The sequence below is a fragment of the Klebsiella scottii genome, from assembly GCF_036561945.1.
In the GTDB taxonomy this organism is placed as follows: domain Bacteria; phylum Pseudomonadota; class Gammaproteobacteria; order Enterobacterales; family Enterobacteriaceae; genus Klebsiella; species Klebsiella scottii.
Genome location: NZ_JARXNI010000020.1, coordinates 1,586,284 through 1,612,151, shown reverse-complemented (window position 1 = coordinate 1,612,151; position 25,868 = coordinate 1,586,284). Strand labels below are relative to the sequence as shown.

General features: G+C 56.1%; 18 protein-coding genes. 11 read left to right on the top strand and 7 right to left on the bottom strand.

The features are described 5' to 3' along the window. The first annotated feature begins 142 nt into the window (after positions 1-142). A complete protein-coding gene (locus QFI97_RS15260; protein WP_095097878.1) occupies positions 143-388 on the top strand; it encodes a DUF2543 family protein in 246 nt (81 codons plus the stop codon). Between the two features lie 242 nt (positions 389-630). Here QFI97_RS15260 and bdcA read toward each other — a convergent pair whose 3' ends face one another. Then, positions 631-1,344, bottom strand: coding sequence for an SDR family oxidoreductase (gene bdcA, locus QFI97_RS15255; protein ID WP_346431498.1), 714 nt, complete (start codon positions 1,342-1,344; stop codon positions 631-633). Positions 1,345-1,417: 73 nt separating this feature from the next. Between bdcA and QFI97_RS15250 the strand changes: the two genes are divergently transcribed. Next, positions 1,418-2,011 carry a TetR/AcrR family transcriptional regulator gene (locus tag QFI97_RS15250; RefSeq protein ID WP_346431497.1) on the top strand — a complete coding sequence of 198 codons (594 nt, stop codon included), beginning with the start codon at positions 1,418-1,420 and terminating at the stop codon, positions 2,009-2,011. A 29-nt stretch (positions 2,012-2,040) separates the two neighbouring features. Here QFI97_RS15250 and QFI97_RS15245 read toward each other — a convergent pair whose 3' ends face one another. Then, entirely contained in the window at positions 2,041-2,796 is a 756-nt protein-coding gene (locus QFI97_RS15245) for an SDR family NAD(P)-dependent oxidoreductase (RefSeq protein ID WP_346431496.1), read from the bottom strand. 158 nt (positions 2,797-2,954) lie between these two features. Here QFI97_RS15245 and QFI97_RS15240 point away from each other — a divergent pair, with 158 nt between their 5' ends. The 6 genes from QFI97_RS15240 (at position 2,955) to glgP (ending at position 13,748) form a co-directional block, all read left to right on the top strand. Next, positions 2,955-3,833, top strand: coding sequence for an AraC family transcriptional regulator (locus QFI97_RS15240; protein ID WP_346431495.1), 879 nt, complete (start codon positions 2,955-2,957; stop codon positions 3,831-3,833). A 215-nt stretch (positions 3,834-4,048) separates the two neighbouring features. After that, positions 4,049-5,578: an EAL domain-containing protein gene (locus QFI97_RS15235; protein ID WP_346431494.1), complete on the top strand. Its 1,530-nt coding sequence runs from the start codon at positions 4,049-4,051 to the stop codon at positions 5,576-5,578. Positions 5,579-6,154: 576 nt separating this feature from the next. Next, positions 6,155-8,347 carry a 1,4-alpha-glucan branching enzyme gene (gene glgB, locus QFI97_RS15230; protein ID WP_346431493.1) on the top strand — a complete coding sequence of 731 codons (2,193 nt, stop codon included), beginning with the start codon at positions 6,155-6,157 and terminating at the stop codon, positions 8,345-8,347. Positions 8,348-8,476: 129 nt separating this feature from the next. Beyond that, complete coding sequence (gene glgC / locus QFI97_RS15225; protein ID WP_049100407.1) at positions 8,477-9,760, top strand: glucose-1-phosphate adenylyltransferase; 1,284 nt, start codon at positions 8,477-8,479, stop codon at positions 9,758-9,760. Positions 9,761-9,848: 88 nt separating this feature from the next. Continuing rightward, positions 9,849-11,282: a glycogen synthase GlgA gene (gene glgA, locus QFI97_RS15220; RefSeq protein ID WP_346431492.1), complete on the top strand. Its 1,434-nt coding sequence runs from the start codon at positions 9,849-9,851 to the stop codon at positions 11,280-11,282. Between the two features lie 18 nt (positions 11,283-11,300). Next, positions 11,301-13,748, top strand: a complete 2,448-nt coding sequence (glgP, locus tag QFI97_RS15215; RefSeq protein ID WP_346431491.1) for a glycogen phosphorylase — start codon at positions 11,301-11,303, stop codon at positions 13,746-13,748. A gap of 121 nt (positions 13,749-13,869) precedes the next feature. Here glgP and ppk2 read toward each other — a convergent pair whose 3' ends face one another. From ppk2 to pgtP, 3 genes are all read right to left on the bottom strand, one after another. Continuing rightward, positions 13,870-14,784, bottom strand: a complete 915-nt coding sequence (gene ppk2, locus QFI97_RS15210) for a polyphosphate kinase 2 (RefSeq protein ID WP_095103563.1) — start codon at positions 14,782-14,784, stop codon at positions 13,870-13,872. A 23-nt stretch (positions 14,785-14,807) separates the two neighbouring features. Then, the gene (locus tag QFI97_RS15205) at positions 14,808-16,418 is read right to left on the bottom strand and encodes an inorganic phosphate transporter (RefSeq protein WP_346431490.1); all 1,611 of its coding nucleotides are present in this window, start codon (positions 16,416-16,418) and stop codon (positions 14,808-14,810) included. 398 nt (positions 16,419-16,816) lie between these two features. Then, positions 16,817-18,196, bottom strand: a complete 1,380-nt coding sequence (gene pgtP, locus QFI97_RS15200) for a phosphoglycerate transporter PgtP (RefSeq protein WP_346431489.1) — start codon at positions 18,194-18,196, stop codon at positions 16,817-16,819. A 500-nt stretch (positions 18,197-18,696) separates the two neighbouring features. On the opposite strand from pgtP, the gene QFI97_RS15195 reads away from it, so the two are divergent. The 3 genes from QFI97_RS15195 to pgtA are packed head-to-tail and all read left to right on the top strand — an operon-like array spanning position 18,697 to position 23,157. Then, entirely contained in the window at positions 18,697-19,923 is a 1,227-nt protein-coding gene (locus tag QFI97_RS15195) for an ABC transporter substrate-binding protein (protein WP_438943443.1), read from the top strand. Then, complete coding sequence (gene pgtB / locus QFI97_RS15190) at positions 19,920-21,932, top strand: two-component system sensor histidine kinase PgtB (RefSeq protein ID WP_346431488.1); 2,013 nt, start codon at positions 19,920-19,922, stop codon at positions 21,930-21,932. The genes QFI97_RS15195 and pgtB overlap by 4 nt, the downstream gene beginning before the upstream one ends. Further along, on the top strand, positions 21,913-23,157 hold the full coding sequence (gene pgtA / locus QFI97_RS15185; RefSeq protein ID WP_346431487.1) for a two-component system response regulator PgtA: 1,245 nt from the start codon (positions 21,913-21,915) through the stop codon (positions 23,155-23,157). The genes pgtB and pgtA overlap by 20 nt, the downstream gene beginning before the upstream one ends. Positions 23,158-23,179: 22 nt before the next feature. On the opposite strand, the gene QFI97_RS15180 is transcribed toward pgtA, so the two are convergent. Further along, positions 23,180-24,505 (bottom strand): uracil-xanthine permease family protein, encoded by a 1,326-nt coding sequence (locus QFI97_RS15180; protein ID WP_346431486.1) that lies wholly within the window; start codon positions 24,503-24,505, stop codon positions 23,180-23,182. Positions 24,506-24,561: 56 nt separating this feature from the next. Continuing rightward, complete coding sequence (locus tag QFI97_RS15175; protein ID WP_346431485.1) at positions 24,562-25,686, bottom strand: aryl-sulfate sulfotransferase; 1,125 nt, start codon at positions 25,684-25,686, stop codon at positions 24,562-24,564. Between the last annotated feature and the right edge of the window lie 182 nt (positions 25,687-25,868).

The following is a 25,868-nucleotide window of genomic DNA, read 5'->3' as shown; positions in this document are numbered from 1 at the left end:
GAGCGGTTAATATTGTGGGCCGTGCGCCCGTGAATTATAGGGTAGAATCGTCTGACGGGCCGTAAACCTGCGCCGAATAAGAGCGGCAGGTTTGCGCGTCGGGAGTTCAGTCAATCAATATCAAGCCATGAGGAAAGACGTAATGACCAATGAAATACCGCTGAAATTTTATGACATCGTGGATGAGTATGCGACTGAATCAGCCAAACCGGTCAATGAATCAGAACGTCAGCCGCTGGCCGCCTATTTCCAGGCGCTGATTACCCGCTTAATGGCAAACGAAGAGATCAGCGAAAACACGCAGAAAGAGCTGGCCGCTGAGGCCGGGATCGCAGCGTCGCGGATCGATGATATTGCGGAGTTTCTGAATCAGTGGGGCAACGAGTAAACGCGGTCTGAGAGGGCGAGCGCGGGGCGGACTACGGGACGCGTGTATTTACGACTTAAGGCGAGTATCACAGCGGAAGGGGATCTTTTTTTACGCTTGCCGCCCGGTCATCGCCTGGCAGAGCTGGCGTATCCTCGCGGGCCTGGTCGTCAGCACCGGCTCGTCCGGTACATCAATGCTCAGCAGCGTGAAATCTGCGGAGCATTGAGTAGCAGGCCACGACGCGGTGGCCTTTATAACGATTATGCGCCAAACGCGCCGTCGATTGTGTGCATGGCTCCCGTGACGAAGGAAGCCTCCGGGCCTGCCAGCCAGGCGACCATTCCCGCCACTTCTTCAGGACGCCCGTGCCGTTTAATGGCCATAAAGCTGTGCATCAGCTCCTTCATCGGGCCGTTCTCCGGGTTAGCATCGGTGTCGATAGGGCCGGGCTGAACGACGTTGACCGTGATCCCGCGCGGGCCAAAATCACGCGCTAATCCGCGCGCCAGCCCCTGCAGAGCTGATTTGCTGACGGCGTAAGATGCCATTCCCGCGATGGGCATGCGATCGCCATTCACCGAGCCGATAACAATAATGCGTCCGCCATCCGGCATTTTACGGGCAGCCTCGACCGCAGCATGGTAGGGCGTATGAATGTTGATCCGAAACAGACGGTCGACGGCATCACTGTCCTGTTCCAGCGCATCGCCGAAGAGGACGATACCCGCGTTGACCACCAGCAGATCCAGCGGCCCGCTATCACGCACCAGCTTGATCACCGCATCGCGATCGGCGCTGTCCGCCCGTACCGCTACGCTACCGGTTTCTGCCGCCAGTTCCGCCGCCGCGTCCGGCGATCCGGCGTAGCTGAAGACAATCGACGCGCCATCCGCAGAAAAGCGGCGCACGATAGCCGCGCCGATACCGCGACTTCCGCCCAAAACCAGTACCGATTTGTTCTCAAATGCAGCCATTGCCTGTTCCTCATGATATTGTAGTGAGGATTACAATATGCTTCGGCAAATCACGCTGTCAAGGAGTAATGTAGTGAGTACTACAAAACAGGTTCGCACCCCGGGGCGTCCCCGCCAGTTTGATCCGGTGCAGGCCGTTGAAATTGCGCAATATCTTTTTCATTCCCGGGGTTATGACGCGGTCAGCATTGCCGACCTGACAAAGGCATTCGGCATCAATCCGCCCAGCTTCTATGCCGCGTTTGGCAGTAAGCTCGGCCTGTACACCCGCGTGTTAGATCGCTACAGCCACACCGGAGCGATTCCTTTTGCGGAACTTCTGCGCGCTGACCGTTCGGTGGCTCAATGTCTGATCGATGTGTTGAACGAGGCGGCCAGGCGCTACGTTGCCGACCCGACGGCAGCGGGGTGCCTGGTTCTGGAAGGTATCCATTGCAACGATCGCCCTGCGCGCGAGGCCGCGAGCGAATTGCATACTGCCGCGGAAGATAACATCCGGGCATATATAGCCCAGCGATATCCGCAGGATGCGGTGAGACTGGCAGACTTTATCAGCACCCTGATGGCCGGCCTTTCCGCGAAAGCGCGGGCGGGGGATAGCCTGGAGCGTCTTCAGGAAACCGTACGCCTGGCGGGTCTGGCGCTGGAGCAGCTGCTGCCTAGCTGAGGCCAGACCCTGTTGGCAGGAGTTAGGGGCTAGATGGTCTGCCCGCCCGACACCTCGATACGCTGTGCGGTCACCCACCGGTTATCGTCCCGCAGCAGGCTGGCGATCATCGGCCCGATATCGTCGGGAACGCCAACGCGGCCGAGCGCGGTCATGGCGGCAAACCGGGCGTTGACCTCGGCGTTGTCGCGCACCAGTCCGCCGCCGAAATCGGTTTCAATTGCGCCAGGCGCGATGGTATTGACGGTAATGCCGCGCCAGCCCAGCTCGCGCGCCATGTAAACGCTCAGCATTTCCACCGCCGCTTTTGCCGCCGCGTAGGCGGAAAATCCTGGATATGAGACCCTGGTCAGACCGGATGAAAAATTAACGATCCGTCCGCCGTCGGCCAGCAGCGGCAAAAGCGCCTGAACCAGGAAAAACACCCCTTTGACGTGCACGCTGAACAGCCCGTCGAACTGCGCTTCGGTAGTATCGGTCACGGCGGCAAACTCGCCGTGACCGGCGTTGTTAATCAGGCGATCGAAGGTGTCGCGCCCCCAGACCTCGGCAAGCTGTATGCGCAGCGTTTCGGCGAAGGCCGGGAAGCTTGCCGTCTGCGCCACGTCAAGCTGGAGAGCAACCGCCTTGCGGCCAAGGACGCGGATCTCTGCCACAACCGCGTTAGCCTGGTCCTCGTTTCCTCTGTAGGCGACGATGACATCGCCTCCCTGTTGCGCAATGGCGAGCGCGACGTTGCGGCCAAGGCCGCGGTTAGCGCCAGTGATGAGTGCGATTTTGCTCATGATATGTCCTTTCTGTTTGGTGGTGTCCCTACAATAGAACCTGGCCGCCCGTCCAAATTGCCCGATCCTTGTTATTATTTGCTCATTTCTCTTTTAGCCGTTCGCTCTGCCGCGAATTACCGCATACTATCGCTTAAAAACTTGCCTGAAAGGATGTTATGCGTACTGCTCTGTTCGATCTCTGTCGCCGTTATGCCGATGCTCATGCCGACCGTAACGGGCTTGTCGTTACGCCAGTTTCGGGGCTGACGATTATCCGGGCTTTACACCCCGCCGAATTACAGGCGGCCATTAACAAACCTCTGATTGCGATGCTGTTGCAGGGGCGTAAACGCGTCACCACCGGCAGCAGGAGTTTTGAATATGGTCCGGGCGAGGCTATGGTCATTGCCGCCGATGTTCCGACCAGCAGCCAGATTATCGAGGCCAGCCTGCGCCATCCTTACTATTCCCTGGTGCTGGAACTGGATACCGCGATCCTGCGTGAGCTTCAGGATGCTGCGCCAGCAGAGCAGGGGGATACGCCCTGCGTCGGGATTGAACCGATCAATGCCGAGGTTACGGACGCGGCTTATCGGCTGGCCAGGCTGTTTGAACAGCAGGAGGCGATGGCCATTCTGGGAGACGGATTACGACGTGAACTGCATTACTGGCTGCTCCGCAGCGTACACGGCCCCGCGATTCGCGCCCTCGGCGCAGTGGATAGCCATTCAGGGCGAATTAGTCGTGCGGTCGCTATTCTGCGTAAAGATTTTACGCGCACGATAAGCGTTGAAGAACTTGCCAGCGCGGCGGGCATGAGCGTTTCCGTGTTCCATCAGCATTTTCGGGCTATCACCACGACCTCGCCTCTCCAGTTCCAGAAACAGCTGCGCCTGATTCACGCCCGCCATCTGATGCTGACCGACGGCACGGGCATCGCACAGGCGGCGTATGCGGTTGGTTACGCCAGTATTCCGCAGTTCACTCGTGAATATGCCCGTATGTTTGGCGCGCCGCCGGGACGTGATATGCGAGTTGCGAAAGCCAGCATTTGATTCGAAGCGGGTTAAACGCTCAACGCGCTCGGGAGGCGGGGCAGCCGTAGGCCGGTGATGCCTTTGGCTTTCGGCTGAAAAGTACGATTTATCAGCGGTTGTGGCTCCGTTTGCCCGCGGGGGCGGACATTTTTCATGCGTTGAATTATCATTACCACAAGCGTACCGGTGTTAAAAAATAACTTCCCGCTCAGACCGTTTACTGGAACCTCTCAATGAAAAGACCTCCGGCATACCATAGCCCTCTGCTTCTGGTGTTTTTCCTGCTGGTTATGAGTCTGGGTATCGCGCTGTGCTATCTGCAGATGCAGTACTCTCTGGATAAAGATATTCATTCCCGCCTGAAACAGGCTATCACCAGCCTCGACGTCACGCTCGGCCACGCCGAGCTGGCGGCCGAGCGCGCCAGAGGATATCTGGGCGAAAGCTGCGGTGAGGAAGTATTGACGGGCCTGCGCACTATTGTTGCCACCATTCCGGACGTCAGGACGGTGAGCATGGCAAAGCGTGATGAAATATACTGTACCTCCGTTTTTGGCGGTAAGACATTTAGCCTCAATCAGGCCGCCTATCCGGACGGCTCGCTGATCCTGATGGGCGGCAATCAGATCACGCCTTCCAAATCGCTGGTTGTCTACACTCTGCAGGACCGAAGCGGCAACAGCGTGCTGATCGGTATTGACGGCTACTACCTGTATAACGTCCTGCGGGTGCTGGATGGCGACTCGCACCTGTATTTGAAGGTGGGAGACCGCTACCTGGACCGTAATGGTCAGGTCAGCACGGCTGCGCGTATCGCCATCCCGGTGCCGCTCGAATCCGGGGAGTTCCGATATAGCGTCATTGCCGACCGCGGCGGCCTGGCTGGCCTCTCCGCGTTTATCCATTATGAGCAGAACCTGTTTATTGCCATTCTTGTGGTGTCGGCGCTGCTGACCTGGTTATTCAGAAGCTATCTGGGCTACCGCGGCACGTTAGAGTTTATGCTCCGCAAAGCGATACAGCATAAACAGCTGAAGCCCTATATCCAGCCGATTGTGGAAGGTGAGCAGGGGCGGATTGTCGGCGGAGAGGTGCTTGTGCGCTGGGAACATCCGAAGCTCGGCTTTATTCCCCCGGACAAATTCATCTCGGTGGCCGAGCAAACCGGTCTGATTAAAGGCGTGACGGCCATCTGCTTCAACGAGGCGATCCGCCAGCTGCGTGAACATGAGTCGCTGCTGCCGGAAGGGCTTTATATCTGCTTTAACGCCTGCGCCGTTAACTTCCAGGACGATGACATCGTGGCGCTGTGCACACGATTTCAGTCGCAGCTAAAGGGCGCGGACGTTCGGGTGGTCCTCGAAATTACAGAACGTGAATCGATCGAAAACACGCTGCAAACTGACGCGGTGACCGGGAAGCTCCGCCAGCTCGGGGTGCAGTTTTCCCTCGATGATTTTGGTACCGGCTACGCGAACTACAGCTACCTGCAGCAGTTTCAGCCGGAGTTCATTAAGGTGGACAAGGTCTTCACGTCCAACGTCGGGACGAACGAGGCCTCGGCGCTGGTCGTTAAAAATATGGTGAACCTGGCGCAGAAGTTTAATTGCCACATCATTGCGGAAGGGGTCGAGGATAATAATCAGCTGCAGGTTCTGCGGGCCCTGGGGATAGAGATATTTCAGGGGTACTATTTTTCCCGACCCGTGCCGGTAAGCGACTATATCCGCGCATTAGGCGCAGCACCGAAAACCAGGGCTTAAGGGAAGTTCTTTGGCTCTCATGATTCTTCACCTGCGGCGATGAACATGGGCCCAGAACTAACATGAGATTCACGCCGCCCACGATCTCAATGATTATTTTTGCCCGAAATTTAAATGCATGAGAAAGGTCTGATACCCGCCGGGACTGACTGACCCCACAACCATAGACCTCTCTTGTCCTCGCGACCATACCTGTTCTTCGGTAAATCGTGCCGCTTCATCATGGCGAAATTTACTTTCTGAGTGGGCACAGGATGCCAACACGAAAAGTTAGTGTGACGAGCGTAATAATATCATTGCTTGCTTTTCCGTTAATTTAGAAATGCGTGTTTACTCACAGAAAGAAAATCAGGAGTAATTATTCTGAAGGTAGATAATACAAAATACGTACGGCACATTTAATTCACTTTTCAGGAGGTTAATCACTCTATATTGGTGGACGACCGACATGTCTTAAGGCTCTGGAATAACGGGTTGATATTTCGATGCGTAGCATCGCTGCGGGATATTACCGGATCAATAAAGCAGGAAGAGACGTTTTAATTCTTTCCGCAGGATGATAGTAGGGTGACTGACATGTCTGATTATAATGATAAAAGTGTGATTTCAGCACTTCTTGCAGGCCGTTGTTCCGATCCATTCTCCGTGCTTGGCATGCACGCCACCGATGCCGGGCTGGAAGTACGCGCATTATTACCCGATGCCACCGACGTGTGGGTGATTGAACCGAAAACCGGACGCAAAGTCGGCAAGCTTGAGTGCCTCGATTCGCGCGGTTTCTTTAGCGGCGTTGTGCCGCGTCGAAAAAATGCTTTCCGCTATCAGCTGGCCGTTACCTGGCACGGTCAGCTCAATCTGATTGATGACCCTTACCGCTTTGGCCCGCTGCTGCAGGACCTGGACGTATGGCTGCTCGCTGAAGGCACCCATCTGCGGCCCTATGAAACCCTCGGCGCCCACGCCGCTACGATGGACGGCATCACCGGCACGCGCTTCTCGGTGTGGGCGCCGAACGCCCATCGGGTTTCCGTCGTCGGCCAGTTCAACTACTGGGACGGCCGCCGCCACCCGATGCGCCTGCGTAAAGAGTCGGGGATTTGGGAGCTGTTTGTGCCCGGGGCGCAGAACGGTCAGCTGTATAAATTTGAGATGATCGACGCGCACGGCCACCTGCGGGTGAAGTCCGACCCCTACGCCTTTGAAGCGCAGATGCGCCCGGATACCGCCTCGCTGATCTGCGGTTTACCGGACAAAATTACCCAGCCGCAGGCGCGCAAGCAGGCGAACCAGTTTGATGCGCCGGTTTCGATTTATGAGGTCCATCTTGGCTCCTGGCGTCGCCATACCGATAACAACTTCTGGCTGAGCTATCGCGAGCTGGCGGACCAGCTGGTGCCTTATGCCAGATGGATGGGCTTTACCCATCTGGAGCTGCTGCCGGTTAACGAACATCCGTTTGACGGCAGCTGGGGCTACCAGCCAACCGGACTGTACGCGCCCACCCGACGCTTTGGCACCCGCGAAGACTTCCGCTACTTCATTCATGCGGCGCACGCCGCGGGCCTCAACGTGATCCTCGACTGGGTGCCGGGCCACTTTCCCGCCGATGATTTTGCCCTCGCCGCATTTGACGGGACCTCGCTGTATGAGCACAGCGACCCGCGCGAAGGCTATCACCAGGACTGGAATACGCTGATCTACAACTACGGCCGCCGTGAGGTCAGCAACTTCCTGGTGGGCAACGCGCTGTACTGGATTGAGCGCTTCGGCATTGACGCCCTGCGCGTCGATGCGGTGGCGTCGATGATCTATCGCGACTACAGCCGTAAAGAGGGCGAGTGGGTGCCGAATGAGTACGGCGGACGGGAAAACCTGGAAGCGATTGAGTTCCTGCGTAATACCAACCGCGTGCTCGGCGAACAGACTCCCGGTGCGGTCACCATGGCGGAAGAGTCCACCGACTTTGCCGGCGTGTCGCGTCCTTCCTCGACGGGGGGGCTCGGCTTCTGGTTCAAATGGAACCTCGGCTGGATGCACGACACCCTCGACTACATGAAGCTCGATCCGGTTCACCGCCGTCATCACCATGACAAGATGACGTTCGGCATGCTCTACAACTACACCGAGAACTTCGTCCTGCCGCTGTCCCACGATGAAGTCGTGCACGGCAAAAAGTCGATTCTGGACCGCATGCCCGGCGATGCGTGGCAGAAGTTTGCCAACCTGCGCGCCTACTACGGCTGGCTGTTTGCCTTCCCCGGTAAAAAGCTGCTGTTTATGGGCAACGAGTTTGCCCAGGGGCGGGAGTGGAACCACGACGCCAGCCTCGACTGGCATCTGCTGGACGGCGGCGACAACTGGCACCACGGCGTCCAGCGTCTGGTTCGCGATCTGAACCATACCTATCGCCGCCACAAGGCGCTGCACGAGCTTGATTTTGACCGCTACGGCTTTGAATGGCTGGTCGTGGACGACCACGAGCGCTCGGTGTTTGTCTTCGTCCGTCGCGATAAGGCGGGGAATGAGATTATCGTCGCCAGCAACTTCACGCCGGTGCCTCGTCACGGGTATCGCTTCGGGATTAACCAGCCGGGGCGCTGGCGCGAAGAGCTGAATACCGACTCGATGCACTACCACGGCAGCAATACCGGCAACGGGGGAGTGGTGGAAAGCGACGCGATCGCCAGCCACGGGCGCGAGAACTCGCTCTCGCTTACCCTGCCGCCGCTGGCAACCATCTGGCTGGTACGGGAATCTGAAGGCGAATAAAACAGAGCGCTGATTTACTGCAATCCAGTTATTACCCGAGGAGATCACTTCTGCATTTATTTACAGAAGAGTAATGCTTTTTCTTCATTATTTTCTTTGATGGCTTTTCATTAATCGCAGGACATAATTATGAGTAAAATTGAATATACTGACAACTTAATGCTGTCGCGCCAGTTACCGCTTAAATCCGTGGCCCTGATCCTCGCCGGAGGACGTGGCACACGATTAAAAGACCTGACTACTATTCGCGCAAAACCTGCGGTGCATTTCGGCGGTAAATTCAGAATTATTGATTTTGCCTTATCGAATTGTATTAACTCAGGCATAAGACGTATTGGGGTTATTACTCAATATCAGTCGCACTCACTGGTTCAGCATATTCAACGGGGCTGGGCATTCTTTAATGAAGAAATGAATGAGTTCGTGGATCTATTACCGGCGCAGCAGCGGGTGCATGGTGAGAACTGGTATCGAGGTACGGCGGATGCCGTGACGCAGAACCTGGATATTATCCGCCGCTATGATGCTGAATATGTCGTTATCCTGGCCGGTGACCATATCTATAAACAAGATTACTCGCGGATGCTGCTCGATCATGTCGAAAAAGGGGCGCGCTGCACCGTAGCCTGCCTGCCGGTGCCGGTAGAAGAGGCGACCGCGTTTGGCGTCATGGCGGTTGATGAGAATGACAGGATCATTGAATTTGTTGAAAAACCGGCTCATCCGCCCACCATGCCTGGCGATGAAACCCGCTCGCTTGCCAGTATGGGCATTTATATATTTGACGCGGAATATCTCTACCAGCTGCTGGCAGAAGACGATCGGGATGAACACTCCACCCATGATTTTGGCAAAGATATTATCCCCAGAATTACGGCGGCAGGTGAAGCCTATGCGCATCCGTTCCCGCGCTCCTGTGTCCAGTCAGATAATAATGCCGAGCCCTACTGGCGGGATGTCGGAACCCTTGAAGCGTACTGGAAAGCAAATCTTGATTTAGCCTCCGTGGTGCCTGAGCTGGATGTTTATGACCGTAACTGGCCGATCCGTACTTATGTCGAATCGCTGCCCAGCGCCAAATTTGTTCAGGACCGTTCCGGCAGCCACGGCATGACCATGAATTCTCTGGTCTCCGGCGGCTGTATTATTTCTGGCTCGGTGGTGGTGCAGTCGGTTCTATTTTCCAAAGTTCGGATTAACTCGTTCTGTAATATAGATTCGTCGGTTGTATTGCCGGGCGTGTGGATTGGCCGCTCATGCCGGATAAGGCGCTGCGTGATCGATCGCGGCTGCGTGATCCCGGAGGGAATGGTTATTGGCGAAAATGCCGTTGAAGATGCGCGGCGCTTTTATCGTTCGGAAGAGGGTATCGTTCTGGTTACCAAAGAAATGCTGGAAAGACTTGAAGTATGAGCCCATTTGCGGAAAAAGCGCGTCCGTCGGCAGGGACAATATTGCCCTGTCGCGGGTCGTCTCTGTGGCTGAATAATAAGGAGCATACATGCAAGTTTTACATGTAGGAGCAGAGATGTTCCCGCTGTTAAAAACGGGCGGGCTGGCCGACGTCACCGGCGCGCTCCCGGCGGCGCAAATTGCCGATGGGCTGGATACCCGCGTGCTGCTGCCAGGGTTTCCGGCGATCCGCAACGGGATACAGGAGCCGCAGGTGGTAGCCAGCAGGGAGACATTCGCCGGGCCGATGACGCTGCTGTTCGGCGACTTTAACGGCGTGGGCATCTATCTGATTGATGCCCCGCATCTCTATGACCGACCGGGTAATCCTTATCATGACCAACAGATGCAGGATTATCCCGATAACGTACTGCGTTTCGCATTGCTGAGCTGGGTCGGAGCCGAGCTTGCCGGCGGTCTGGACCCGTTCTGGCGACCTGAAATCATCCACGCCCATGACTGGCACGCGGGCCTCACGCCGGCGTATCTGGCCGCCCGCGGCAACCCGGCCAAATCGGTGTTTACGGTGCACAACATTGCCTATCAGGGGCTGTTCCAGGCCCGGCATATGGCGGAGATCGCTTTACCGGGGGCATTCTTCCAGATGCACGGAGTGGAGTTTAAAGGGCAGATCTCCTTCCTCAAGGCGGGCCTCTATTTCGCTGACCATATCACCACAGTCAGCCCGACCTATGCCCGTGAAATAACCGAACCGCAGTATGCGTTCGGTCTGGAAGAGCTGCTGCGGCAGCGTCAGCGAGAAGGGCGGCTGTCGGGGATCCTTAACGGGGTCGATGAAAGCATCTGGGATCCGCGCAGCGATTCATTGCTGGCGGCGCATTACGACCCGGCCTCGCTGGCTGAGAAGGCGAAGAACAAGCAGCAGCTGCAAACGACGCTGGGGCTGAAAGAGGACGCTCGGGCGCTGTTGTTCACGGTAGTCAGTCGCCTGACCAGCCAGAAGGGGCTGGATCTGCTCCTTGACGCGCTGCCGGGGTTAGTTGAGCAGGGAGGGCAGCTGGCGCTACTGGGCTCCGGGGACCCTGATTTGCAGGCCCGTTTTCTTGCCGCCGCGGCGCAATATCCCGGGCAGGTGAGTATCCGGATCGGCTACGACGAGGCGCTGTCGCATCAGATGATCGGCGGTGCCGACGTCATCCTGGTTCCCAGCCGTTTTGAGCCCTGCGGCCTGACCCAGCTTTATGGCCTGCGCTACGGCACATTGCCGCTGGTTCGCCGCACCGGCGGACTGGCCGATACCGTCGCCGATTGTTCTCTCGAAAACCTTGCTGACGGCCTCGCGACCGGATTTGTGTTTACCGACAGCGAGACAGCGTCGTTATTACGTGCCATCCGCCGGGCCTTTGTTCTGTGGTCCCGTCCATCGCTGTGGCGGTACGTGCAACGTCAGGCAATGAGCATGGATTTTAGCTGGCAGATTGCCGCAAAGTCTTTCCACCAGCTGTATCAGCGCATTATTTAATTACTACGGATAAGAAAAATGGAACCACGCGTAAGTTATATTTCACCCAGGCTGAATGAAGAAGCGCTGCAGCATGCTATCGCTTATAAGCTCATGTTTATCCTTGGTAAAGACCCTTCACTTGCCAATAAACATGAGTGGCTCAACGCCACGCTGTTCGCCGTGCGCGATCGGCTGGTAGAGCGCTGGCTGCGGGCGCATCGGGCACGGATCTCGCAGCAGGCAAGGCAGGTTTATTATCTGTCGATGGAGTTTCTCATCGGTCGTACCCTCTCTAATGCCTTACTGTCGCTGGGCATCTATGAGGATGTGAAAACGGCGCTGGCAGGAATGGGGCTGGATCTGGAAGAGCTGATTGATGAGGAGAACGATCCGGGCTTGGGCAACGGCGGTCTCGGTCGTCTGGCGGCCTGTTTTCTCGACTCCCTCGCCACGCTGGGGTTGCCAGGACGCGGCTACGGCATCCGCTACGACTACGGCATGTTTAAGCAAAATATCATCGACGGCCGGCAGATGGAGTCACCGGACTACTGGCTGGAATACGGTAACCCGTGGGAGTTCGAGCGCCATAAAACCCGCTATACCGTCCGCTTTGGCGGGCGCATTCAGCATGAGGGCAAAAACTCACGCTGGCTGGAAACCGAAGAGATTATTGCGGTGGCCTACGATCAGATTATCCCGGGTTATGAAACCGATGCGACCAACACCCTGCGTTTGTGGAGCGCCCAGGCCAGCAGCGAAATTAACCTCGGTAAATTTAATCAGGGGGACTATTTCGCCGCCGTGGAGGATAAGAACCATTCCGAGAACGTTTCCCGGGTGCTCTACCCGGACGACTCGACCTATTCCGGGCGCGAACTGCGTCTGCGTCAGGAGTATTTCCTCGTCTCGGCGACGGTGCAGGACATTCTCACCCGCCATTACCAGCTGTATCAAACCTATGACAACCTGGCGGATAAAATTGCTATCCACCTCAACGACACCCATCCGGTGCTGTCGATCCCGGAGCTGATGCGCCTGCTGATCGACGAACACAGCTTCAGCTGGGATGACGCTTTTGAGGTGACCTGCCAGGTCTTCTCCTATACCAACCATACCCTGATGAGCGAAGCGCTGGAGACCTGGCCGGTCGATATGCTGGGGAAAATCCTGCCGCGCCATTTGCAGATTATCTTCGAGATTAATGACTATTTTCTGAAAACCATGCAGGAGCACTATCCCGATGATATTGCCTTGCTGAGCCGGACCTCGATTATCGATGAATCCAACGGCCGCCGCGTGCGGATGGCCTGGCTGGCGGTGGTGGTCAGTCACAAGGTTAACGGCGTGTCGGAACTGCACTCCCGGCTGATGGTGGAGTCGCTGTTTGCCGATTTCGCCAAAATCTTTCCGCGCCGCTTCACCAACGTGACTAACGGCGTCACGCCTCGCCGCTGGCTGGCCGCCGCGAATCCGGCGCTTTCCGGGGTACTGGACCGTTATATCGGCCAGACCTGGCGTACGGATTTAAGCCAGCTGAGCGAACTGGGCGAGTATCAGGATTATCCGCTGGTTAACCAGGCCGTCAGCGAAGCCAAACTGGCGAATAAGCAGCGGCTGGCCGATTATATCGCCCGTCAGCTGGGCGTGGTGGTCAACCCGAAGGCGCTGTTTGATGTGCAAATTAAGCGTATTCATGAATACAAGCGCCAGCTGATGAACGTCCTGCACGTGATCACCCGCTATAACCGCATCAAGGCGGACCCGCAGGCCGAATGGGTGCCGCGAGTGGTGATTTTCGCCGGCAAAGCCGCGTCCGCTTACCACACGGCAAAACAGATCATCCATCTGATTAACGACGTGGCCAAAGTCATCAACGGCGATCCGCAGATTGGCGACAGGCTAAAGGTGGTGTTTATTCCCAACTACAGCGTCAGTCTGGCGCAGATGATCATTCCGGCCGCGGACCTTTCTGAACAGATTTCGCTGGCAGGGACCGAAGCCTCCGGGACCAGCAATATGAAATTCGCCCTGAACGGCGCGCTGACTATTGGCACCCTGGACGGCGCCAACGTTGAGATGCTGGAGCACGTGGGCGAGGAGAACATCTTTATCTTTGGTAATACCGCTGCAGAGGTCGAGGCGCTGCGCAGCAACGGCTATCAGCCGCGCGATTACTACGAGCAGGATGAAGAGTTGCGCCAGGCGCTGACCCAGATGGGGACCGGGGCGTTCAGCCCACAGGAGCCGGGCCGCTATCGTGGTCTGCTGGATTCGCTGATTAACTTTGGCGACCACTATCAGGTTCTGGCCGATTACCGCAGCTATATTGACTGTCAGGACAAGGTGGATGCGCTCTACCGAACCCCGGAAGAGTGGACCGCAAAAGCGATGCTCAACATTACCAACATGGGCTACTTCTCTTCGGATCGCACCGTGCGCGAGTACGCGCAAAAGATCTGGTATATCGACAAAACCCAACTCTAAGCCCGCATTCACAATCCTGGAAGCGCCGGGGGCCCGGCGCGACGGGAAATACATTGATGGGACTGACGGAGATCGCAGGAGGGAAACGCAGGGGCTTATTTTTTCATAAGCCCCTGTTTATTTAATATATCTCGGGAACAATCATATTATCCGGAACCGGGTTACGGTGGTATTCCGGGTTGCGCTTACGCTGTGGCAGGGTGATAACGCTGCCATCGCCTTCCGTGTAAGGAATTTGCTGCAGAAGATGGCTGATGCAGTTCAGTCGCGCCTTTTTCTTGTCAACGCCCTGGACCACCCACCAGGGCGCCTCTGGAATGTTAGTGCGTTCTAACATCACCTCTTTCGCCTCGGTATAGTCCTCCCAGCGGCAGCGGCTCTCTAAATCCATAGGGCTAAGCTTCCACTGTTTGAGCGGATCGTGAATGCGGCTGAGGAAACGCAGCTCCTGTTCGTCATCGGTGATTGAAAACCAATATTTGACGATCTGAATGCCGCTGCGGGTCAGCATTTTTTCGAACTCCGGTACGCTACGGAAGAACTCTTCGTACTCTTCATCGCTGCAAAAGCCCATCACCCGCTCCACTCCGGCACGGTTGTACCAGCTGCGGTCGAACAGTACCATCTCGCCGGCCGCCGGTAGGTGGGCGATATAGCGCTGGAAATACCACTGCGTGCGTTCGCGATCGTTCGGTGCCGGCAATGCCGCCACGCGGCAGGTGCGAGGGTTCAGGCGCTGAGTTATACGCTTGATCACGCCGCCTTTGCCGGCGGCGTCGCGCCCTTCGAAGACAATCACCAGTCGGTGACCGGTGCGCATGACCCAGTCCTGCAATTTTACCAGTTCGCCCTGCAGACGCAGCAATTCGCGGAAGTATTGCTTGCGCCAGGCCTTTTTCTGATCGCTGTCGACTTCGGCGTTGTTAAAACGCAAATCGTCCAGTTCCATCTCCAGCTCTTCATCATAGCTGTCGTAGAACTCCTGCAGCAGGCGCTGGTTGAAGGTTTCGTCGCGGTCAAATTCATGCATAGACATAATCGTTTTCCGTCTTAGTCTTTTTAGAAATTGGTGAAGACCCAGTAAAGCGTTGCCGACAGCAATATCGAGACCGGCAAGGTGAGCACCCAGGCCATCAACAGGTTGCGTAACGTGGACATCTGCAAGCCGGAGCGGTTGGCTGCCATGGTGCCGGCGATGCCAGAGGAGAGCACGTGGGTGGTTGAAACCGGTAGACCGAAGGCGTCCGCCGCGCCGATGGTGGTCATGGCGACCAGCTCGGCGCTGGCGCCCTGGGCATAGGTCAGGTGGGATTTACCTATTTTCTCACCAACGGTCACGACGATCCGCCGCCAACCGACCATGGTGCCGAGGCCCAGGGCGATAGCCACCACAACTTTTACCCAGAACGGGATAAAGCGGGTGGCGCTGTCCAGCTCGCCCTTGAGCGCGTCGAGGTTGTGCTGTGAATTAGTGGAAATCTGCAGCTGGTTTTCAGATTTAAGATGTTTGATGGTTTCCGACGCCAGATACATATCGTTACGGGTGTTGGATACCGACTGCGCGGGGATCTTATCGACCGAGCCGTACTGGCGGATCTGATCGCCGATAGCGCCGGTCAGCTGGGCCAGGGCCGGCACCACTTCCGGGGTTAGCTCCCTGGTACGCACGTAGCTGGTCAGTACCTCGCGTGGAGGCCGCTGGCCGACCGCCGGAAATTGCTGCAGCAAATCGTTTTTGGTGACTTCTGCCAGTGCCGCCACCCGCGGAATTTGCTCCGGAGGCATCGAGCGGTTCAGGGCATAGGCAATCGGCATGGTGCCCACCAGGATCAGCATGATGAGCCCCATGCCTTTCTGGCCGTCGTTGGACCCGTGAGCGAAGGAAACGCCAGTGCAGGTGAGGATCAACAGGCCGCGGATCCACAGGGGAGGCGGCATATTCCCTTTAGGGGCGGTGTACAACTGACGGTTCTTAACGAACGCTTTCAGCACCAGCAGCAGCAGGGCGGCGAACACAAAGCCGATCACAGGCGATAGCAACAGCGCATAGCCCACCTTTATTGCCTGCCCCCAGTCAACGCCGCTGGTGCCGGTACGGCCGTGGATCAGGGCATTCGCCACGCCGACGCCAATAATCGAGCCAATCAGCGTGTGCGATGAGGAGGCGGGTAGCCCGAGCCACCAGGTGCCGAGGTTCCAGATGATGGCGGAGAACAGCAGGGCATACACCATCGCGAAGCCGTTGCCGGTACCGGCCTGCAGGATCAACTCAACCGGCAGCAGCGAGATGATGCCGAAGGCCACCACACCGCTGGACAGCAGCACGCCGAGAAAGTTAAAGAAGCCGGACCAGACTACCGCCACCATTGGCGACAGCGAGTGGGTATAAATTACGGTCGCCACTGCGTTAGCCGTGTCGTGAAAACCGTTAACAAATTCAAAGCCTAATGCAATCAGGAGCGCTAATCCGAGCAACAGGAAAGGAATATAACTTGTATATACTGCGCCGGCGTCATGTACATCATTAAATAAATTTATCCCTGCAAATGCTATGCCTATAACTAATAATAAAACAAAAAAAAGAACAGCTAACCTGCTGTTCTTCTGATGTATTTTAGGAAGGCCGCTGGCGGTTTCCATTTTAGATTGAATAGCGCTGTTATCACTCATAAGTTACCTTTTTAAAATCACGCCCACATATGCTTTTAAAGCGATCTGCACGCCAGATTATTATTAAGTAACATTGCTGTTTTATTTCAGAAGGATTAATCGCGCATAAAAATCATGCTGAGCCGTCAGCTCCTGATTGAATGACGTGAATATGCGTATGGTATTAATATTTACCACCGTGATGTAGTAAGCCGTTGGGCTAATAATCTTATTGTTAAATAAAAATCAGCCGTACGTGTTAAGTCATGCCGATCAGGCAGCTGTAATGTTCAAGACGCTAGCCGCGCTCAATGCGAAACGACAAGCCAGGAGAAGATATTGGTATGCTGCTGGAACCGCTGGGCATCGCTTCCCCGACGACCCGCTATCGCCGTCGTCGGGGCCTGTTTGATGAATGATTATGCCAGCGCCAGCTCCTGCTCTTTGGCCGCCTGCTGACGCTTGCGTTCCAGCTCCAGCGCGCCGCGATGCGACAGATAGCAGAACAGGATGCAGCAAATGACGCCGCCCATCAACAGATAGAAACCGCCGTGCCAGCCCAGATTATCCACCATTACCCCGAACAGACTGGTGCCCAGCGAGGCGCCGAAGATATAGCTCATAAAACCGCGTAGACCTACGGCGGAGCCGACCGCGAAGCTCGGAACAATCTCCATGGTCTGTACCGAAGCCAAAAATTGCGGCACGTAAATCAGGCAGCCGACGATGGCGGCAAAAACCGTGACCATAAACAGTGAGTCGCTTTTCCAGTAACCAATCAAACAGAAGAAGATCAGCGTCATGCAAATCATTGCGAGCGGCATCCTGCGGCCCTTAAATACCTTATCCGACAACCAGCCGGCCAGCAGGGTAGACGGAATGGCCGCCCATTCAAAAAACAGAAACGCGACGCCCATCTCCTCTTTGGAGAAGTGTTTCACCGACAATAAGTAGATTGGCAGCCAGCTGATCATGCCAAAGCGCACCATATAGACGAAGACATCGACCATCGATACATACCAGGCGTTTTTATTCCTTAGCACGTAGGTACAAAAAATCTGCCATGCGCTCATGTTTTCCGGCGCTTTGTCGATATTACCGGTATTCAGCAGCACTTTCTCTTCTGGCAACATTTCGTCCAGTGCCGGCAAGCCTTCGCTGCGCGGTGAGCCTTTACCGAGAACCAGTACCACGAGCGCAAACAGTACCGCCACCGCCGCAGGTACGATATAGCTGGCGGTTTGCCAGTGTTCTGAACCCAGTAGCGCAAACGCGGTGCCGACGATAGGGGCGACAATTCCGCCGCCGACGTTATGCGAGATATTCCAGAACGCGCCGACACGGCCGCGTTCGCGGCGTGGAAACCAGTTGGCGATGGTAATGAATGAGGGCCCTACGCCCATCCCCTGAAACAGCCCGTTGATCACGACCAGCACCACAAAAATCCAGAACGCGCTGCTGAAACCCAGACCGACGTTAACAATGGCGCACATGACCAGGCCAAAGGCCATAAAGACCTTTGGGCTGGCCTTGTCTGCCAGGCTGCTCATCACGCCTTTGCTGATACCGTAGGCAATCAGCATACAGCTGCTGAGCATCCCTATCTGGGTGGCGCTGAGATCGAGCTGCTCTTTCAGATACGGCGTCGACAGGGTGAAGTTATTGCGCACAATGTAGTAGGCAAGGTAGCCGAGAAACACGCTTAATAACGCCTGGAGACGATAGCGTTGGTAAGTGGGTCTTATTTGTTGCGCAGGAACCGCAGCTGCGGCGACTTTTTGTTTTAATAATGAAAACATGTTTAAGTACCTATATTATGTTATCGGTAGTGAATCATGGTGTGCAAATTTGGCGGAGTGGCATGCGAAATAGATTGTGGTAAAAATAAACCAACAAAACAATTCAGTGTATTTGAGTCATATTTGACTCAAATACAAAATCGGATATCTATTTTTTGACTCAAATGTATTTTTGCCTTCACTCTATAATTCGGTGATAATTGGTCCGGATTCAGCGCTCCGTCATATCCTTGCGGGAAACAGTCGGTGCTTGTTAGCTTGATCATCTTAACACTATGATTTTAATGAGGATGATAAGCTATGATCTCTTTTCGGGGATTAAACAGAATGTTGACTTACTCCGCGGTTTAATCGAGGCGTTATCCATAAATGAACTTTTTTGTCACAAACCGGGGCGGGGTTTTATTTATTATTTTTCCTGTTTTATGAAAATGATCACAAAACAATTGCAGCGAAAAGGACGTAGCATGGATAAGCGGTCAAATAAACAGCAGCGAGGTATGATGGTCGTCGGTTTATTTCTCAGCCTGATAACGGTATTTTCTGTTCAGGCCAAAAAGAGTGAGCTGGTGATTGCCACAACGTTTTCGCCCGATGCCACCGCCTATATCATCAGCCGCTGGCAAACTCAGCCGCAGTCGGTGATTATCCGTACCCTCAACCGTACCAGCGCATCGCTGGAACAGCTGCTGGATAGTGCAGGGGGTGAGAATATCGATCTGGTGCTGACCTCTTCGCCGATGCTGCTGCAGCATCTGCAGGAACATCAACGTCTGGCGGCCTACCCGGATGCGCCTGCGCAGTCCCAGCAGCTGGTACCGGAATCAATCCGCAGCACAGCCGTCGCCGTGGCCATCTCCGGCTTTGGGTTGTTAATCAACCAGCGTAATCTCAGCGAACGCCACCTGCCGCTGCCCGCCAGTTGGGATGACCTGATGCAGGCGCGCTATCAGGGAACCTTGTTGATGAGCAGTCCTTCCCGTTCCGATACTAACCATCTGATGGTGGAGTCGCTGCTGCAACAGGAGGGATGGCAGCGGGGGTGGGAAACCATATTGAGCGTGGCAGGGAACCTGATCACTATTTCCAGCCGCAGTTTTGGCGTGGCGGATAAAATCAAAAGCGGTTTGGGGTCGGTCGGTCTGGTCATCGATAACTACGCGAACCTGCTGCTTGACGACCCGAACCTGACGTTCCACTATTTTCCCCACTCGGCAGCCTCGCCAACCTATGTGGCGTTGATCCGCCATAACACGTACCCGGCGGAAGCCCGGCGCTTTATTCAGTTTCTGCTGAGCCCGGAAGGGCAGCAGGCGCTGTCGGATACCAATACCGGGAAGTATTCGATTATCCCCGCCCCTGGCAACGGCGCGCGTGCGCGGCAACAGCATCAGCTACTGAGCGAACCCTCTCTCAATTATCAGCTGATTTTGCAACGTCAGCGTCTGGTGCAAAAGCTGTTCGACACCGCCATCAGTTTTCGCTTGTCCCAGCTGAAAGACGCCTGGCGCGCGCTGCACAATGCCGAATCCCGACTTAAGACGCCGCTGCCGGAGATCCGCGCCTTGCTGACCGCCATGCCGGTGAGCGCTCAGCAAAGTCGGGATCGGCGCTACCTCCAGCAGTTGGATAACAAAGATCAGGCCGAGCAGTTGATGATGGAATGGCAGCTGTTTTTTCAGGAGCAGCAGCGACAAGCGATTGAGAAACTGGAGAATCTGAAATGAGGCTCCCCGGTTTTATTAAAAACCTGACCATCAGCGCCAGCCTGCGCGGCGCCTTTCTCACCGGGGCGCTGCTGACGCTGATTGTCAGCGGCGTCAGTCTATATTCCTGGCACGAGCAAAGTTCGCAAATCCGCTATGCCCTGAATGACTATTTTCCGCGGATACAGACCTCATTTCTGATTGAAAACAACCTGAATACCGTGGTCGATCAGCTCAACGAATTTTTGCTGGCGGCCAATACCACCTCACGCCTGCAGTTGCGCAACCAGATCCTGCAGCACCTCGATCAAATCGCCACTCTTAGCCAGCGTCTCGACACACCGGAGCGCCAGCAAATTGAACTGACGCTGCGGGACAGCCGCCAGCTCCTCGCGAGGCTTGACCGTTCGCTGTACAACATGTTCATCGCCCGTGAGAAGGTCAATGAGACCACCGCGCGGATTAACTGGCTGCATGAAGATTTCACCACCGAGATGAACTCTTTGGTGCAGGATTTCAGCTGGCAGCAGGGCGCGCTGCTCGATCAGATGGAGGCAAAACCGGGGAATGCCATCCCCCGACTACAGGCCAATCTTCGTGCGGTGCAGGGGGAGCAGCAGCAGGTCTATACCCTGGCGCGTATTGAAAATCAGATTATCAGCGACCTGCGCGACCGATTGATCGAGGTGCAGTCCAGCACAGAGGGCAATGGCAATATTGAAGGGCATATTCGCTATCTGGCCTATCTGAAAAAAACCGCTGGCGACAATATGCATCTGCTGGAAAGCTATCCCAGTACGATAACCCTGCGCCAGACGATTGATGAGCTACTCGATATCGGTATTGCCGAAAATAAAATGCCGGCGGCGATCCGCGAATATATTCAGGCACAGGACTCGCTATCGCAGGTGACGCAAGACAAAGAAACGACGCTGGCCCGCTTTCGCGCCCAGCTGGAGTCCCAGCTCAGCGACAGCCACAGCAAAATGCGCGCCTTTAATCAGCGCCTCGAACATACCATGTGGTTCAGCGGTAGCCTGATTCTGATTGCCACGCTGCTGGCATTGATCCTTGCCTATTTGCTCAACCACTATTTTATCCGCTCGCGGCTGGTTAAACGCTTTAACCAGCTTAACCAGACGGTGGTCCGTATCGGGTTAGGCGACGTTAACGCCGACATTCCGGTTTACGGCGAGGATGAACTGGGGCGCATTGGTAAACTCCTGCGCCATACCCTCGGCCAGTTAAATCAGCAGCGTCAGCTGTTGGAGCGGGAAATTACTGAGCGAAAAAGGGTGGAAACGCATCTGCGCACCACCCAGGATGAACTGGTTCAGACCGCCAAGCTGGCGGTGGTTGGGCAGACCATGACCACTCTGGCGCACGAAATAAACCAGCCGCTCAACGCGCTGTCGATGTATCTCTACAGCGCACGTAGCGCCATCAGAAACGGACAAGCGGATAACGCCGGTCAGACGCTGAGCAAAGCCGAGGGACTGATTGGCCGCATTGACGCCATTATCCGCAATCTGCGGCAGTTTACGCGGCGGCCGGAGGTTGATGCTCCCGCCAGCCCCGTCGATCTGCGCCATGCTTTTATCGCCGCCTGGGAGCTGTTGTCCCTGCGTCATAAGCCGCTGCGCGGCTCGTTGCACCTGCCCCCTGGCGCAGCGCAGGTGCTGGGAGATGAGGTGCGGATCCTGCAGGTGCTGGTCAACCTGCTGACCAACGCGCTGGATGCGGCACAGGGTGCACCCAGCATTACGGTTGCATGGGGGCAGTCAGCCGAAGGCTGGACGGTAACCATCACGGATAACGGCTGCGGCTGGCCGCTGGAGCTGGCCGACTCACTGCTGAAACCGTTTGTCACCAGCAAGCAGCTGGGGCTGGGGATCGGCCTGTCAATCAGCGAATCCTTGATGCGACAGATGGGCGGGCATTTACGGCTGGCGTCGACGCTGAGCCATCATGCCTGCGTTGTTTTGCAATTTTTACCAACGGATGTCAACCATGCTCACTCATCAACATAATATTCTGCTGATTGACGACGACAGCGACGTGCTGGACGCCTACACTCAGCTGCTGACGGAGGCCGGACACCGGGTGTATGCCTGTCGCGATCCGCTGCTGGCGCAGGATCTGGTGAGCGAGGAGTGGGGGGGGATCGTGCTGAGCGATGTCTGCATGCCGCATTGTTCCGGTATCGATTTGCTGAAGATCCTGCTGAAACATGACCCCCATCTGCCGGTGATGCTGATTACCGGCCACGGCGACGTCCCGATGGCCGTCGATGCCGTCAAAAAAGGGGCATGGGATTTTTTGCAAAAACCGGTTAACCCGGAGCAGCTGTTAGGCCTGGTCGATAAAGCGCTGGCCCAGCGCCAGACGCAGGTCGTGCGTCGGCAATGGCAAAAGGAGCAGCTGGAAGACAACCTGATCGGCCGTAGCGAATGGGTCATTCAGATGCGGCATACGCTCCAGCAACTGGCAGAAACCGATATCGCGGTCTATTTCCATGGTGAACGGGGCACCGGGCGTACGCTGGCAGCGTGCTATATGCATCGCCTTAGCTCACGTCATTCGCAGCCGATTATCTTCGGCGATATCCTCGAAGAGCAGGACACGCCGCTCAATGAATGGATCGCGCAGGCGCAGGGTGGGACGCTGGTCCTGCGCAATATCGAGTATCTGACCCAGGCGCAGCAGCATATGCTGGCGCACCTGCAGGGACAAGATGAGCTGCCATTTCGCCTGGTCGGCATCGGGCTACAGCCGCTGATTGCCATGGCCGGCAATAACCGCATTATCCCCGATCTCTACTACTGTTTCGCCATGACCCAGCAGTATTGCCCGCCGCTGGCGCAGCGGCTTGACGATATCGAGCCACTATTCATGCACTATCTGCAACAGGCCTGTTTGCGCCTGAATAACCCTGTACCTGAACTTCCAGCGGCGCTGGCTAAAAAACTGATCGCGCGTCCCTGGCCGAATAACGTCCGCGAGCTGGCCAATGCCGCCAAACTGTTTGCCGTCGGGGTGATGCCGCTGGCCGACATCCCGAACCCCATGCTGCACTCCGTTGAGCCCGTTCAGCTCGACCAGCGGGTCGAAGATTACGAGCGGCAGATTATTGTCGAGGCCCTGAATATCCACCAGGGCCGAATTAACGATGTCTCCGAATATCTGCAGATCCCGCGCAAAAAACTCTATCTGCGGATGAAAAAGTTTGGTCTGAACAAACATCACTACCGTTAACGGGTCAAAGCGGCGTATCGGTTCAGCCTTTTAGGCGCACGGCGGCCCGCTTTTCGCTCACCAGGAATAACGAGTTGACGACGATCGCGGTGAGGGTACCCGCCGCCATGCCGTTACCCAGCACCATCTGCACTCCGACGGGGAAATTCTGGTACAGGCCAGGCACGAGGATCGGCAGCATCCCCATCGCCAGACCAGTGGCTAAGGCATAGGTTTTCCCCGGCTTGTGCAGCGGCTCGCGGGCAATCATATCGATGCCGATGACCCCGATGATGCTGAAGACAATCACCGCCGTCCCGCAGACCACCGGACCGGGCAGACAGGTGGCAAGGCGCACCAGCGGCGAGAATAACGCAATCAGGATTAACAGCAATCCGGCAATCGCCGTGACGTGGCGTGATTTGACGTTAGTGGTCCGCACCACGCCGATATTCTCGCCGGAGGTGATGATCAACGAAGTACCGAAAACGCCGCCCAGCAGCGAGATAACGGCGTCGCCGCGGATGGTGCGGGGAATGGCCTGATGGACGTTTTGTGTCGCTTTGACGATCTCTGCGGTGGCAATCGTTTGCCCGGTTGCTTCAGCCATAGAAATCACCGCATAAATCAGCAGCGGTAGAGACGCTGACAGATTGAAGATTGGCCAGCCGAACGGAAACAGCTGCGGCAGGCTGAACAGCGGCCCGTGGCTGACGCCGCTAAAATCGGCGCTGCCCAGCAGCATTGCCAGCAGCGTGCCCGCCAGCAGGCCGAACATGACCGACAGCTGACGTAGGATGCCGCTGAACGCCAGAGCGAAGATCAGTGTAATCAGGATGGTGACCAGCGCCAGAATAATGTTCGTGGGCTGCGCAAAGTGGCTGCTCCCCGGCTGACCGATAATGAGCCCGCCGTACAGGCGAATCAGGTTGATGGAGACCAGCAGCAGCATAATCCCGATGATAAACGGCGGGAAATGGTGCAGAAAACGGCGAAAAACGGGTAGGGCAATAAAATAAAACAGCGATGTTAAGATCACCGCGCCAATTGCCGTTTGGATATTGGTCTGTAAAGCGATAGCGATGAAGATCGCGATAGGGGCACCGCCCGGAACCATAATAAACGGCAGGCGCGCGCCGAAGCTGCCGATACCGAGGCTTTGCAGGATGGCCCCCAGCCCGCACATCAGAAAGGTGGCGCTTAGCAGCGATGTGGTGACGCCATCGCTGAAGTGAAGCGCCTGGGCAATAAGAAAAACGGCGGCGATCGGCGTAGCGGCCACAACCAGCACATGCTGAAGGGCCAGCAGCAGCTTAGTTTGCCAGGGCAAGGCTTCGTTTTCCGGCACGGCGGAGTCAGAATACGGCATAAATTCCTCCCAAAGACGTGAGAACATCCCCGCCGACCCGCGTCGGCGAAGAGCGATTATTTCAGCCACGGTAGCGCATCGGCCGCGTAGCGGTGCGCGCGGAAGGCGCTGTTTTGCTTACCGGGGATGATCCCCTTGCTAAGATGCTCCGGGTATTCATTGAAGTAAGGAATAATGTATTCCCATACCGTCTCCCCCTGTGGAGTCACTTCAAACAGGCGGCCGAAGGCGGATTCGCAGATAAAGGTATTGCCGTTGGCCAGGCGCTGAGCGCTGCCCATATAGGGTGAGAAAAAGGCCGGCGGGAAAATATCGCGATATTGCCAGCGAATAGCCTGGGTGTGCGGGTCGAACTCCAGCACCGTCGAGTGTGGCGAGGTTACGCCGGTGCGCAGGTTACCGTTATCGAACACCAGAATCGAACCATTTTCCATCTCAATCGGGGTGTGCTGTTGGGCGACGACATCCGGCCCCACGTGCCAGACCATGCTGCCGGTCTCTTTATTGACGGCAATTACCCCGGAGGTGGTGCGCAGGCTCATCAGCACCAGGCCGTCGCGGGTGACCGACAGACCGTTGATCATCGGCCAGTGGCGGCGGTCGAAGATCTCATGAACCGGAAAATCTTCCGGGGCCAGATGCTCCCATGCGCGCCATTCCCATACCACTTCACCGTCGCGATTGACCTCTTTGACGATATCGCTCTGTATGACTCCGTCCGGCGCATCGCGGCGCGGATCGCCGCCGGTGATGCGAGCGGCAATTTCCGCCGGCAGCGGCGCCGCCGCGGTATACAGCAGGTTACCGTTCGCCAGCCACTGCGCGTCGTGGTGATGGAAGATATCCTCATAATGCCAGACCACTTCGTTATCCGGAGTGACTTCATAAAAATCGCCGCCGTGCCAGAGATCCCAGGCCGGATAGAGGTTGGCTGAGATGCTGTGGCTACCGTTATAGCCGAGGTTACCGTTAGGCAGCAGCACGGCATCGCGTCCGGCACGAACCGGGAGCTGCCACTGGTGCGCCACTTTTCCACGCTCATCAACCAGATATACCCGGCCTTCGGCAGTTTGTGGGGCGAAGAGCGTATAGCCGCCGAAGCTTTTCTCCATATCGGAGAAGGTCAGCCCGCTCGGACGACGCCCGAGGGTGAATGCAGGATCCTGAGATAAGTGTGCCACGTAGCCTCCTGAAGCGATTATTTTCTGGCAAAATACACCATTAAAACGTTTTAATGAAACAACATTAGATAGGAATGCTCGCCAGAGAGCTACGGTAAACGGCCACTTTTTTAATATGATTTTGTTATGTAATAGTGCCGAAATTCATACCCTGGAAATGTGCTACCCTGAGCGTAAATTCT